The organism is Aphanizomenon sp. CS-733/32, assembly GCF_028330045.1.
GTDB classification, from domain to species: Bacteria; Cyanobacteriota; Cyanobacteriia; order Cyanobacteriales; family Nostocaceae; genus Dolichospermum; species Dolichospermum gracile.
In genome coordinates, this window is record NZ_JAQMSE010000180.1 from 34,470 (window position 1) to 48,758 (window position 14,289).

Annotated in this window: 13 protein-coding genes; 9 read left to right on the forward strand and 4 right to left on the reverse strand. The window is 39.1% G+C overall.

Annotation, left to right across the window (positions count from 1 at the left end; genetic code table 11):
* Window positions 1-18: 18 nt before the first annotated feature.
* Window positions 19-681 carry a hypothetical protein gene (locus PN471_RS14625; protein ID WP_271777471.1) on the reverse strand — a complete coding sequence of 221 codons (663 nt, stop codon included), beginning with the start codon at window positions 679-681 and terminating at the stop codon, window positions 19-21.
* A gap of 131 nt (window positions 682-812) precedes the next feature.
* Between PN471_RS14625 and PN471_RS14630 the strand changes: the two genes are divergently transcribed.
* Window positions 813-1,844, forward strand: a complete 1,032-nt coding sequence (locus PN471_RS14630; protein WP_271777472.1) for a serine/threonine-protein kinase — start codon at window positions 813-815, stop codon at window positions 1,842-1,844.
* A gap of 151 nt (window positions 1,845-1,995) precedes the next feature.
* Here the strand turns inward: PN471_RS14630 and cphA are convergent, their stop codons facing one another.
* Both cphA and PN471_RS14640 read right to left on the reverse strand, forming a co-directional pair.
* Window positions 1,996-4,692, reverse strand: a complete 2,697-nt coding sequence (gene cphA / locus PN471_RS14635; protein WP_271777484.1) for a cyanophycin synthetase — start codon at window positions 4,690-4,692, stop codon at window positions 1,996-1,998.
* 177 nt (window positions 4,693-4,869) lie between these two features.
* Window positions 4,870-5,733, reverse strand: a complete 864-nt coding sequence (locus PN471_RS14640) for a cyanophycinase (RefSeq protein WP_096667964.1) — start codon at window positions 5,731-5,733, stop codon at window positions 4,870-4,872.
* Window positions 5,734-6,303: 570 nt separating this feature from the next.
* Between PN471_RS14640 and trmD the strand changes: the two genes are divergently transcribed.
* From trmD to argH, 8 genes are all read left to right on the forward strand, one after another.
* The gene (trmD, locus tag PN471_RS14645; RefSeq protein WP_271777473.1) at window positions 6,304-7,005 is read left to right on the forward strand and encodes a tRNA (guanosine(37)-N1)-methyltransferase TrmD; all 702 of its coding nucleotides are present in this window, start codon (window positions 6,304-6,306) and stop codon (window positions 7,003-7,005) included.
* A gap of 83 nt (window positions 7,006-7,088) precedes the next feature.
* A complete protein-coding gene (gene ispF / locus PN471_RS14650) occupies window positions 7,089-7,571 on the forward strand; it encodes a 2-C-methyl-D-erythritol 2,4-cyclodiphosphate synthase (RefSeq protein ID WP_271777474.1) in 483 nt (160 codons plus the stop codon).
* A gap of 26 nt (window positions 7,572-7,597) precedes the next feature.
* Window positions 7,598-8,143 (forward strand): hypothetical protein, encoded by a 546-nt coding sequence (locus PN471_RS14655; protein ID WP_271777475.1) that lies wholly within the window; start codon window positions 7,598-7,600, stop codon window positions 8,141-8,143.
* 49 nt (window positions 8,144-8,192) lie between these two features.
* Entirely contained in the window at window positions 8,193-8,813 is a 621-nt protein-coding gene (locus tag PN471_RS14660) for a PIN domain-containing protein (protein ID WP_271777476.1), read from the forward strand.
* 23 nt (window positions 8,814-8,836) lie between these two features.
* Window positions 8,837-10,621, forward strand: coding sequence for an ABC transporter substrate-binding protein (locus PN471_RS14665; protein ID WP_271777477.1), 1,785 nt, complete (start codon window positions 8,837-8,839; stop codon window positions 10,619-10,621).
* 65 nt (window positions 10,622-10,686) lie between these two features.
* Window positions 10,687-11,472, forward strand: a complete 786-nt coding sequence (larB, locus tag PN471_RS14670; RefSeq protein ID WP_271777478.1) for a nickel pincer cofactor biosynthesis protein LarB — start codon at window positions 10,687-10,689, stop codon at window positions 11,470-11,472.
* A gap of 103 nt (window positions 11,473-11,575) precedes the next feature.
* Window positions 11,576-11,788, forward strand: coding sequence for a hypothetical protein (locus PN471_RS14675; RefSeq protein WP_039199529.1), 213 nt, complete (start codon window positions 11,576-11,578; stop codon window positions 11,786-11,788).
* 155 nt (window positions 11,789-11,943) lie between these two features.
* The gene (argH, locus tag PN471_RS14680) at window positions 11,944-13,332 is read left to right on the forward strand and encodes an argininosuccinate lyase (RefSeq protein WP_271777479.1); all 1,389 of its coding nucleotides are present in this window, start codon (window positions 11,944-11,946) and stop codon (window positions 13,330-13,332) included.
* A 213-nt stretch (window positions 13,333-13,545) separates the two neighbouring features.
* Here argH and PN471_RS14685 read toward each other — a convergent pair whose 3' ends face one another.
* Complete coding sequence (locus PN471_RS14685; protein ID WP_271777480.1) at window positions 13,546-13,719, reverse strand: hypothetical protein; 174 nt, start codon at window positions 13,717-13,719, stop codon at window positions 13,546-13,548.
* Window positions 13,720-14,289: the final 570 nt, after the last annotated feature.

Consider the following 14,289-nt stretch of genomic DNA (forward strand, 5'->3'; position numbering starts at 1 on the left):
TATTTAAGTTAAATAGCATTAATTATTTGATTGCTGTGATTTTTGAGAAGCATTTAATAATTCACCCAAATTACCATTAACTTGGTAGACAATTTGACTAGTTTGATTAAGTTGACTAGTAAGAAGCTGTAATTTATTAATCTGATTATCCAACAAAGGTGTATTTCTCTCTAAATTTCCTGATACTTGATTAATATTTACATCAGCTTTTTGAATCATTGCAGTTAAATCGCGCAAAAATTTACTTTGTTGATCTATTTGGACAATATGATTATTTAAAGAAGTTGTAACTTGAGTAATATTTTGATTCAATGATTGTGTGGATATAGAAATTATTTGAGAGTTGTCCACTATATCGTTTAATATTTTAATGTGATCATTTAAAGACGTTGTAACTTGAGTAATATTTTGATTCAATGATTGGGTAGATTTGAAAATTATCTCAGAGTTGTCAAGTATACTTTTCAAGACTTCAATCATTTTTTCTTCATTACTTTTAATTAAAATCTGTACCTGTTTAGAGTTATCAATTAAAGTTTTACCCACAGCATCTAAATTGGTTGTATACTTTTGCAAATTATCTGTTGTGTTTTTCAAGGAAGATATTAACTCAGAAATTTCGGTTGTTAATCCAGTTGCGCTATTCGTAGCATCGCTTAAAGCCTTAGCTGCTATTTGCATTATAGCTGAAGATTGTTGAACAACAGTATGAAAATGATTAGCTGATGTCGTTAATGTATTTCCGGCATCAGTTACAGCATTTCTAAAATCTATAGTAAGTTGAGGAAAGGACTTGTGGAAATCACTAACGTTTGTGGCAAGTTAAAAAGTTTACTTTCTCTAGTAATAAACAAAGTGATATTGACTTAGCAAAGAATTTATTCCAAAGAGAAGTAAAAACTTTACAAAGTTTGTGGCAAGTTAAAAAGTTTACTTTCTCTAGTAATAAACAAAGTGATATTGACTTAGCAAAGAATTTATTCCAAAGAGAAGTAAAAACTTTACAAAACTTAAATGGTCATCCCCATATTCCCAGATTCGTTGAGTATATAGAGGAAAATCAAGAATTATATTTGATTCAACAATATATTAATGGGGAAACTTTGGGAGAAAAAATAAAGACTTGTAAAGTATTTGCGGTTTACGAAACAATTCAAATATTGGAAACTTTACTAAATATTCTGGTTTATATTCATGATAAAAATATTATTCATCGTGATATTAAACGCGATAATATCATGATTGATAATCAGGGTAATTTATTTCTCATAGATTTTGGTGCAGTCAAAGAAAGAATTGCTAATACAACCAAATTACAAGTACCAGCAACTCGGATTTGTACACCAGAATATGCACCAAAGGAACAAATAAATGGGTTTCCACGAAAAAATAGTGATATTTATGCACTGGGAATAACAATAATTGAGTTAATGACAGGTTCAAGACCTGAAGATATAGGTGATGATTGGCATACAAAAATTAACTCTAGTGATGAGTTGAAAGATATTCTCCGCAAAATGATTCATGATGAATATGAATATAGATATCAATCAGCGCAAGATGTAATTAATGATTTACAAAAACCTCAAACTGTTTTACAAACACAACAGGTTACTCCAACAAATCAATCTCATGATATAAGTCCACAATCAGCAGTTGATATGATTTTATTTGGTCTTCTTTTTACGGGAATATTAATTATTATTTTCAATGCAGCTATGTTACCCGGTGTAAAAAAGAAAGAAGATCAAAAACGGCAATTTTTGTCATTGGAGAAAGTAGTTGTGAAAACAATGGAGATTGATATTAGCAACTTATGTCCAAATCTAGTAAAGCTTTTTTAATGGAATAAAAAAATGTTAGAATATTCCTATCCATAATTAAAATTAAACTTGTCAGAGAACATAGAAATTGCTAAATCTTACCTAATATTAATTAACCCCCAGACTTAAATTATGAATTAGTCTGAGGGCAATTTACAAACAAGAGATGCTCCTAAATCAGTGTATTAACCACAGAAGAAGGTGCTATCCCATTGTGGGAATCATTGTTAACTGATTGCTGAGGCTGGATTTCTTCTTGTACACCCCGCATTTTAATTAACTTAATCGCCCGGTTGACGCTTTCTGGCAAAACTACTACCAAACTACCATCATTAGCCATATCTAAAGCTTTGTTAATAGCTGTGGTTTCATCCAAAATTGATTCAAAGCGGTAATTAGGCTTAACTTGGGTAATGCCTTCCACAATCAAATCTGAAGCTGAACCACGAGGTCTACCTCTAGTATCATCATCTTCTTTAACAATGATATAGTCAAAGATATCTGCTGATAATCTACCTAGAGTAACAAAATCTTCGTCACGGCGATCGCCCGGACCACCAATTACACCAATGCGCTGTCCCGTTGTCCAATTACGGACAAATGACCCCAAAGCCTCGTAACTAGCCGCATTGTGGGCATAATCTACCAAAGCATGGTATTTACCCAAATTAAACAAATTCATCCGTCCTGGGGTCTGACTTACGGAAGCACGAAAGCCTCTTAAACCAGCGCGAATTTGCTCAATGGTGACATCCTGAACAAAAGCTGCCAAACTAGCGGCTAAAGCATTAGCAATCATAAATGGCGCTCTTGCACCCATTGTCAAGGGGATATTTTCTGCCCTTTCAATGCGGTGTGTCCAATCACCTTTGACAATAGACAGATAACCATGTTCATAGACTGCGGCTACTCCACCCTGTTGGATATGTTTCCGTACCAGATCCGAGTCGGGATTCATGGTAAAGTAGGCAATGTTGGCCTTAGTTTTTTCTGCCATAGCCGCTACCCGGTGATCATCGGCATTGAGTACCGCATAACCATCAGGGAAAACAGCTTCAGCAACTACGCTTTTGAGATGGGCTAATTGCTCAATAGTATCTATATCGCCGATGCCTAAATGGTCAGCAGACACATTTAATACTACACCTACATTAGCATTTTCAAAACCCAACCCAGAGCGGAGAATACCACCGCGAGCCGATTCTAATACGGCTACTTCTACGGTCGGATCTTGAAGGATAACATGGGCGCTTTGGGGTCCTGTATTATCTCCCGATTCTACTAAGAAATCACCGATATAAGTACCATCTGTAGTTGTGTAGCCGACAACCTTACCAGTTTGCTTATAAATATGGGCTAACAGGCGCGTTGTGGTGGTTTTGCCATTCGTACCTGTAACTGAAAGTATAGGAATGCGGCTAGATTGTTCGTTGGGGAACAGCATATCCATAACTGCGCCGGCGACATTGCGGGGGATGCCGATACTGGGGGCAACGTGCATTCGGAAACCAGGGGCAGCATTAACTTCCACAATTACACCGTCTAATTCTCTCAAAGGACGGCTAATATCTGAAGTTACGATATCTATACCAGCCACATCTAAGCCGATAATTCTGACTATCCGTTGTGCTAACCAGCGATTTTCGGGGTGAATTTCGTCTGTGCGATCTACAGCACTACCACCTGTACTTAAGTTGGCTGTAGCTCTTAAATAACAAATTGCTCCCTGGGGTGGCACACTGTTGATGGTGTACCCTTGTCTATCTAGGAGTTGGTAGCTGGTACGGTCTAGTTCGATTTTCGTCAAGACGTTATCATGTCCGTCACCACGTTTAGGGTCAAGGTTTGTTTCTTCAATTAGTTCTGTAATTGTAGATTTGCCATTACCCACGACATGGGCAGGAGTTCTCTCTGCTACAGCAACTACCTTGCCATTAACTACTAATACTCGATGATCTCGTCCCACATAATATCGCTCAACAATGATTGAGCGAGAGACTTGTCGAGCCATTTCATAAGCTGCTTCTGCGTCTTCCCAGTTGCGGATATCAATGGTGATTCCTCGTCCATGATTGCCGTCTAAGGGCTTAATCACGATGGGATAACCGCCAACATATTCAATGGCTTCTTCTAAATCATCAAAGAAATTGATGACTGTACCTCTGGGGACTGGTACGCCGTTGGCATCAAGAATCCGTTTAGTAGCTTCTTTATCACCAGCTAGTTCTACACCAAGAATGCCTGTGTTATTGGTCATTGTGGCTTGAATCCGTTTTTGGTGGATACCATAGCCTAATTGAATTAAGAATCTAGCTGGTAAAGGCATCCAAGGAATACCTTTTTTCTCCGCTTCTTTGATAATGGCTTCTGTGGAGGGTCCTAGTGAAGCATCACGCCAAAAGTCTTTGAGGTCTTGAACGTCTTGCTCTAGTTCGGCTTTGGGATAACGTCCTCGGTCAATAATACTTTGACATAGCCTGACTGCTGCCCGGGCTGCATAGCGACCCGCTTCTTCGTTTAGGTACTCAATCACTACCTGGTAAATCCCAGGTGTGGCGGTTTCACGGGTGCGACCGAAACCTACGTGCATTCCCGCTAATTCCTGGAGTTCTAAGGCTACGTGTTCCACTATATGACCCATCATGGTGCCTTCTCGCACCCGCATTAGAAAACCACCACGACAGCCTGGGGAGCAGTAGTGACCCTCTAGACTTGGCAGTGCCTCTACTAATCCTTCATAGAAGCCAGATATTTCATTTGAGGGGGTTTCGGCAAAGTTATCTAAGTCTAGGCGCATAACGATCAGTTTGTGCCGTCGAATGCTCCAGTAATTTGGGCCGCGTAAGGTCTGGATCTTGAGGATTCTCATGGGAATAGGTAGATGGAGATTCGTAACCAAAATTCTAGTTTTTTGCTGGAACTGACCGCTAAATTTGGCATTTGAAGCAGTTTTTCCTTCTTAGATGGAATTGATCTAAACTCTAGAGGAAGAAATCAAGATGTGGTTAAATCAGTGTAACCTGAGATACTCAATATCTTCCTATCGTCAGCTAGAGATGCGATGCACAGCAGGTAAAACAGTACGTTGGTAAAGATGGAAGCGATCTCCGTAACTGAGGATATGTAGTCTTAAATTATGTACGGTTAAGGGTTCGTTAGCACTAACGTTAGGTTCGTTGGTGTGGGTAAGTTCGGTAGGGTCAACAATGGTGACACTGCCTTTACCCATAACCTGTAGCCAACCGTCGCGTTCAAACACAGCACAGGTATCTTCGTCTATACCAATACCTAATCTATCTGGGTGAGCGGCGATCGCGCTAACTAGTCGCCCCATCCGATTCCGGTTATGGAAATGTTGGTCAACGACAACTTCAGGAATGAATCCTAAGCCTGTTGCCATGTCCACCAGGGAACGATTTGGTGTTTCACCACTACCACCACCTGCGATCATGTGATGTCCCATCACGGCTGCTCCAGCACTAGTTCCTGCTAGAGTCAGTTGTCCGGCTCTTACCCGCTGGCGGATAATTTCCATTGCTGGTGTGTCGGACAGGACTCCACAAAGACGCAGTTGGTCTCCTCCTGTCAAGAAGACACCACTACAGGCTTCAAGAGATGCTTTAATCTCAGGATTTTCGCATTGTTCCCGTTCCCGAATGTCTAATATCTCAACCTTTTCCGCACCCATTTCTTCAAAAATGCGAACGTACCTACCGGCAATAATGGCAGGCTCACGGGAGGCTGATGGAATTATTGTAATATACGCCTTGTTACCACCAGCACGAACAAAAAAAGTTCTTAGAATTTCACGTCCATGAACTTTATCTTCTGCGCCTCCGATAACTAGTACGGCGGTTTTAGTAGCTTGGGGTGTCCTCATTTCCAGCGATTTAACTTCTAACTGCGGCATTGTGTTTCTGCTTGAGGGAGTCAACAACTTCAGGTTAATTGAACAAGGTTTGTGTTGCTTGTTAATTTTCGCCTTTGGCTTTGATGAGAGGACACTGCTTGACGCACACGATGCCTCAATTTTCTCATGTCCGTCGTTCTCATAGCCAGCATCTTGTTTTTACCTATCTACATTTTTCCAGATGGCTTTCATAGTGCTAAATTAACTATAATTCCCGTCTGGACTTAGGATTTAGTGGGTCTTGACACTCTTACTTCTGAGGCTGGTTGGATCTATCCCGGAAGTTGTTAACTTTGGTGGGATTGTTAATTTAAATTTAGTAGTGACAATATTTAAACATAAATTAAGTAATTAGAAAAACTTTTGAGGTCAGTGGTCAGTGGTCATTGGTCATTGGTCAGTGGTCAGTGGTGAAAACGATTCTTCTTCCTCCTGAACTCCTGAATCCTGAACTCTGAACTCCTGACTCCGAACTCCAAACTCCGAACTCCTGAATCCATGCTAGGTTATCAGTTATGGTATTGGCTAAGTATCTACCCTTAAAATTAGTTCTATCGAATACGAATTACTGTGCGTTTTGATATAGTTACACTTTTTCCTGACTGTTTTACGTCAATTCTCAATTCTGGTTTGTTGGCTAAGGCTTTAGCTAAACAGATTGCTCAAGTGCATTTAGTTAATCCTAGAGATTTTACTACGGATAAGCACCACAAGGTAGATGATCAACCCTATGGTGGTGGTGTGGGAATGTTGATGAAGCCAGAACCGATTTTTGCGGCTGTGGAGTCTTTGCCGATTCTACCCCGTCGAGAGGTGATTTTGATGAGTCCCCAAGGACAACCAATGAATCAGCCCTTGCTGCGCGAACTAGCCACGAATTACGACCAATTGGTTGTGATCTGTGGTCATTATGAAGGGGTAGATGACAGGGTGCTAAATTTGGTGAGTCGGGAAATTTCTTTGGGGGATTTTATTCTAACGGGGGGAGAAATTCCTGCGATGGTTTTGATTAATGGTGTGGTGCGTCTGCTTCCGGGGACTGTGGGTAAGGAGGAATCGCTGAAGACGGAAAGTTTTGAGGAATATTTGTTGGATTTTCCTCAGTACACTCGTCCAGCAAATTTTCGTGGTTGGCAAGTCCCAGATGTGCTACTAAGTGGTAATCATGCTGCGATCGCTCGTTGGCGTTTTCAACAACAAATTGAACGCACTGCTTCCCGTCGTCCCGATTTGCTCAAACTTTGGGAAGAAGAGAAGGAACAGGGGAAGTAGGGGAAGTAGGGGAAGTGGGGGGAGAAAAATATTCTTTGATAACTGACAACTGACCACTGACAACTGACAAAGGACAACTAACTATGAACATCAGAATTGGTAATGGCTACGATATACACAGATTGGTGAGCGATCGCAATTTGATTTTAGGCGGTATTCACATTCCCCATGAACTCGGCTTGTTAGGACACAGTGATGCTGATGTTCTGACTCATGCCATTATGGACGCGATGCTGGGAGCTTTATCTTTGGGGGATATTGGTCATTATTTTCCTCCGACAGATCCCCAATGGGCTGGGGCTAATAGTTTAATATTATTACATCAAGTCCATCAACTAATTCGGGAACAAGGTTGGAAAATTGGCAATATTGATTCTGTTGTTGTCGCTGAACGTCCCAAATTAAAACCGCATATTGCTAAAATGCGAGATAAATTAGCAGCAGTTTTAGAAGTCGAACCAAATCAAATTGGTGTCAAAGCTACAACTAATGAAAAACTCGGACCAACGGGGAGAGAAGAAGGGATTTGTGCTTATGCTGTAGTTTTGTTGTTAGCAGATGATTGATTCATAACTAATAGGAGAATAAGAGAATGTTTAGCTTAGACAAACCAGAAGAACTAATTAAAATCAGACTTATTTCTAGTATTTGGAATAATCAATTTGATTCACCAGAGAAAATAGAAAGTTTATTTCAACTATCTTCTCCAGATATTATTGTCTTAGATCAAAATCAGCAAATTGCATTATTAGTAGATATCACAACGCAAGAAATTCTGGAAAATCATGAAAATAATTTATCAAAAGTCAGCAACCTATATTTACAAAACTCTCAGGAAAACCCGCGATTTGTTATTTTGGCAAATTTAACGAAAATCAATGTTTTCAAGTCTATTAGTGGCGTATTTTCTGAGCCAGTGGTATCATTAAATGCGGGGGATATTCTTAGCCATTATGACTCAAGATTCAGCGAAAAAAGAATATTTAAGTTCTATCTAAAAACCCTAATAGAATCTTGGCTGAGAGACTTAGCTTATCAGTGGAAATCAAAAATACCACCTGGATATCAAGAATTAGAAAAAATAGGTATACTAACAAAGTTAAAACATGGAGAGACCTATTCACAGAATGATGAATAGAAATACATTATTTTGTGAAAATTTATAGTTAATTATCAGGAAGATTAGAGTGACCATACTTTATATAGAAACTAACTTCTTTATGTCTATTGCGAAAGGACAGGATTCGCAAGCAGAAAATTTGCTGTATAATCCGCCTAATTCAGTTAAGATATTTATACCAAATATTTGTTATATTGAAGCTGTGTCTGTTTACAAGTTAGAAAAACAAGAAAAATTGAAATTTAAACGAGAACTAGAACTAAAAATCACAGAAATTGACCGTGATAAAACTTCTAATTATGCTCCCTTATTAAGTCAACAATTACAAGAAACTATCATTACCAATAATGATTTACTTAATGATATCGAAGATCGTCTTACTAATGCTATTAATACTCAAATTACCAGCATCAACTTAGAATTTAAAAAACTTCAAGATATTTGTAAATCCATGTTGATACAGCCGGAAACATTACTAATTAAAAATGATATTATGGATAATGTAATATTACAGTGTATCCTAGATCATGCTCAATCACATCCTCAAGAAGATAAAGCATTTATTAGTAATAATAGTAAGGATTTTGGTAAACCTGAAGTCAAAGAAGTTTTACGTAATGCTGGAATTAAATATTTTACAATCACGCAGGATTTCCTCAATTGGTTTAATTCTCGTTCATCAACTTAGATAACTGTTTAATTATTAAAACTATGACATTAACAAAAAAGATAGTCAATTCCACAAAACGCCTTCTTTTATTAATAACTATTATTGCATTTGCAGCAATAGGACTTACCGCTTGTAACTCCACTAAATTAAAAACAAATGCGGCTCAAGTACCCCAATTAGTAACAAGCATTTTGAGTGATCCAAAAACATTTAATGCAGCACTGAGTTCCGAATCACCAAATATTTTTGGTTACACCTATGAAGGATTATTAACTCAAAATCCCATTGATGGCAAAATAGAAGGAGCGTTAGCCGAATCATGGGAAATATCACCAGATAAAACCAAAATTACCTTTACCATGCGTGAAGGTCTAAAATGGTCAGATGGACAACCATTAACAGTTGATGATGTTGTCTTTACCTATAATGATATTTATTTGAATGAAAACATCCCGACAGATACTAGAGATGTTTTAAGAGTCGGGAAAGATCGCAAATTACCTACTGTCAAAAAAATAGATAATAGAAGAGTAGAATTTAGTGTCCCTGAACCATTTAGACCTTTTTTACTAAATACAGGCGCAGCTATTTTACCTGCTCATATTTTAGAGAAATCAGTCAAAACCAAAAATAAAGATGGTAAAGTGGAATTTCTGAATAAATGGGGTGTGGATACTCCTCCTGAAGAAATTATTGTTAATGGTCCTTATAAATTGGAAAGATATGATACGAGTCAACGGATAATTTTTCGCCGTAACCCCTATTATTGGCGTAAAGATGCTCAAGGTAAACCCCAACCTTATATTGAACGAATAATTTGGCAAATTGTCGAATCAACAGATACTTCATTACTCCAATTCCGTTCCGGTGATTTAGATTCTATTGGTGTTTCCCCTGATTATTTTTCTTTATTAAAAGTTCAGGAAAAGCAAGGGAATTTTAAAATATATAATGGGGGTCCTAGTTCTAGCACTTCCTTTATTTCCTTTAATTTAAATCAGGGAAAAAGAAAAAATCAACCATTAGTTGATCCTATTAAATCCAAATGGTTTAATAATGTGCAATTTCGCCAAGCAGTAGCCTATGCTATTGATAGACAAACCATGTTGAATAATACTTTTCGTGGTTTAGGTACACCCCAAAATTCTCCTATTTCTGTTCAAAGTTCTTATTTCTTATCACCGGAAAAAGGCTTGAAGGTTTATAATTATAATCCTGAAAAAGCCAAAGAATTGCTACTAAAAGCCGGATTCAAATATAATGCCAAAAATCTCTTAGTAGATGATCAAGGTAATGAGGTGAGATTTGCATTATTAACTAATGCGGGTAATAAAATTCGGGAGTCAATGGGTTCGCAAATTAAACAAGATTTAAGTAAAATTGGCATTCAAGTAGATTTCACGCCATTGGCTTGGAATACTTTTATAGATAAACTTTCTAACACTTTAGATTGGGATGCTTGTTTAATAGGTTTAACAGGGGGTTTAGAACCAAATGATGGTGCAAATGTGTGGTCTCCTGAAGGGGGACTACATATGTTTAATCAAAAACCACAAGCTGGACAAAAACCGATTGAAGGTTGGGAAGTTGCTGACTGGGAAAAGAAAATTCATGAACTTTATATTCAAGGCGCACAGGAGTTTGATGAGGCTAAATTAAAGGAAATTTATGGCGAAAGTCAACAATTAACACAGGAATATTTACCTTTTATTTACTTGGTTAATTCCTATTCTCTATCAGCAATCAGAAATCGGTTTCAAGGTATCAAATATTCCGCTCTCGGTGGTGCTTTTTGGAATATTCATGAAATTAAAGTTACGAAATAGGGAACAGGGAATATTAATCTTTTGCTTTCCTTTACCAATTACCAATTACCAATCACCAAAATTGCATGACACAACCCGAAAATTTGCGATCGCTCTTAGAAGCCGTCGCCAATGGTAAAATAACCCCAGATATAGCCTTCGACTCCCTCAAAGACCTAGCCTATCAATCCGTAGGTGAATTTGCTAAAATAGATCACCATCGTCAATTAAGAACCGGTTTCCCGGAAGTCATTTGGGGACCTGGTAAAGCACCAGAACAAATTGCTCAAATCATGGAAGTCATGCGCCACCGTACTTCCGTCGTCATGGCTACCCGCATTGAACCACAAGTATATTCCGCATTACAACCAAAAGTTAGAGGTATCCAATATTACGAACAAGCCCGAATTTGTGCCATTGCTCCCCCTGTAATTGAAGTCAGATTTCCTGGTAAAATTGGTATCCTTTCCGCTGGTACTGCTGATTTAGCCGTTGCAGAAGAAGCCGCTGTTACCGCAGAACTTTCCGGTTTTTATGTCCAGCGTCTTTGGGATGTCGGTGTAGCGGGAATTCACCGATTATTAAGCAACCGTCATGTATTAGAATCAGCATCGGTTTTAATCGTTGTCGCGGGTATGGAAGGTGCTTTACCTAGTGTTGTCGCCGGTTTGGCAGATTGTCCCGTAATTGCTGTTCCTACCAGTATTGGTTATGGTGCAAGCTTTTCCGGTTTAGCACCTCTATTGACAATGCTCAATTCTTGTGCTGCTGGTATAGGTGTAGTAAATATAGATAATGGCTTTGGTGCAGCGGTTTTAGCTGGGCAAATTTTACGAACTTCAGAAAAATTACGTTTGGCGGCAGAAACATAGTAAACTTATAAAAGTAAAGATTGCGTATAATTGCGGTAGCTTTTGATTTGATTAGTTACTTCAACTCTTGATAACAGGTGATAAAATTTTTGGTAAAAGAATTATGGAACACTTGAATGATTCACTATTGCCACTACTAGGAAATCTACACGAACATATCACTCTTCTGGCTGATATTGGTAATGTTAGAGACCCAGACCTTTTAGGTCAAGTACAAGCCTCTTGGAATCACTTTGTCAAAACTGGGCAAATTTGGGCCTTGTTGATTGGTATAATTGTGGGTTATCTGTTCAAAGGTTTTACTAGTTACGGTTAAATTGATTTTAGATTTGAGATTTTGGATTTTGGATTAATTATTTAGATACTGAAGACCTTGTAATTTTGCTGATGAAACAACAAGATTTTTAACTCACATCCGGCGTATGATTCAAAATCTAATATCTACAAATTTCTTCCTTTCCCTTCAGATTTATGACCGAAAAACAAACTTGGAGTCAGCGGTTTGAGTCCGCGCTGCATCCAGCGATCGCTCGTTTTAATGCCAGTATCAGTTTTGACATTGAACTTATCGAATATGATATTACAGGTTCTCAAGCCCATGCCAAAATGTTGGCGCATACAGGTATAATTTCCCATGCAGAAGGGGAAGCACTGTTTAACGGTTTAGAACAAGTTCGTCAAGAATATCGTCAAAGACAATTCCAACCCGGTGTTGATGCCGAAGATGTGCATTTTGCCGTAGAAAAGCGCCTCACGGAAATTGTCGGAGATGTCGGTAAAAAACTCCACACCGCCCGTTCTCGCAATGACCAAGTAGGTACAGACACGAGATTATACCTCCGGGATCAAATTCAACAAATCCGCCAACAACTGCGGAACTTTCAGACAGTCTTAGTTGATATAGCCGAAAAAAATGTTGAAACCTTGATTCCTGGTTATACCCACCTGCAACGCGCCCAACCAGTCAGTTTAGCCCACCATTTACTGGCATACTTTCACATGGCACAGCGGGACTGGGAACGCTTAGAAGACGTTTATAGCCGAGTCAATATCTCCCCCTTGGGCTGTGGTGCTTTAGCGGGAACAACTTTCCCCATTGACCGCCACTATAGCGCCAATTTACTACATTTTGATCATGTTTATGCTAACAGTTTGGACGGAGTGAGCGATCGTGACTTCGTCATAGAATTTCTCTGTGCTGCTAGTATTATCATGGTTCACCTCAGCCGTCTTTCCGAAGAAATCATCCTGTGGGCATCAGAAGAATTTCGCTTCGTCACCCTTAAAGATAGCTGTGCCACAGGTTCTAGCATTATGCCCCAAAAGAAAAACCCCGACGTACCCGAATTAGTGCGCGGCAAAACCGGGCGAGTATTTGGTCATCTGCAAGCCATGTTAGTAATTATGAAGGGTTTACCCCTGGCTTATAACAAAGACCTCCAGGAAGACAAAGAAGGCATATTTGACAGCGTCAATACAGTCAAAGCCTGTTTAGAAGCAATGACAATTTTACTGCAAGAAGGTTTAGAATTTCGTCATCAACGATTAGCAACAGCAGTTACAGAAGACTTTTCTAACGCTACCGATGTCGCAGATTATCTCGCCGCTAGGGGTGTACCCTTCCGCGAAGCCTATAACATTGTCGGCAAAGTCGTCAAAACCAGTATTGCCGCTGGTAAACTACTCAAAGACCTACAACTACAAGAATGGCAACAAATCCATCCCGCATTTGCGTCCGATATCTATGAAGCCATAACTCCACGCCAGGTAGTTGCAGCCCGCAACAGCTATGGAGGTACAGGATTTGAACAAGTTAGACAAGCTCTTGTCAACGCCCGGACTCAACTCAGTGTGAAATAAAGGGAACAGGTGACAGGTTACAGGTTACAGGTGACAGGTTACAGGTGCTACGCCACGGGGACAGGTGCTACGCCACGGGGACAGGTTACAGGTGCTACGCCACGGGGACAGGTTACAGGTGCTACGCCACGGGGACAGGTGACACAAGTAAGGGTGTACTGGTGTACACCCTAAAAATTCAAAATATGAAAGAGTCAAATTTAATCAGATACATTAATCAGCAGCGTCCATTGCTGCTGCCCCTGTTCCTTCTTCCTCTTCACTCTTGGGCGTTCTTTGTTGGAATCTTCTGCCCATTCTACCTGTGGTGGTCCGTTTACGAAACTTTCGGGCGTAGGCCTGGTTTCGTAGCGCCTTTTCTTTTTTCGGGTTACGGCGCTTTGCCATATTCACCTCATTAATAAACAACAAAAAATTGGCATCTAGGCATTACTTAGGCCATATCAGCTACCGATATTATGGATATACTTTTTTAGCCTAGTGCAGCAATCAATACACTTTAAATAGCATACCATCATATCGCACTAAAAAGTCTAATGTCAACCAGAATTTAGGTTGGTAATTGGTAAGGGGCTTCTGTGATTTCCTGAATTCAATTCAATTGTACATAAACAAGTCTTGTATAAGCGAAAATTAGTAAGTACAACTTCTATTTATATAGCCACAGAATTCCATTCTGCGGCGTTAAGAATCGCCGTTTCTATCCTTGGACTTGAGACTTTTCAGCAATTTACTAAATATTCAGATTAAATCAGAGAGAAATATCAATATTAGTTTTTACCCAATCAGCAAAATCTACAACTGTCATTTCTTCAGTTAAAACCCACATTCCGCACCCCAAACTGTCACAGATCAAAAAAGCCCTTAAAGTAGTACATAATAACTAAAGTCAATTCAAAAATTAAGATGCTTAATGAGAATAAATAGCATTAAAAGCGAAATGGTGTGATAAAGTGA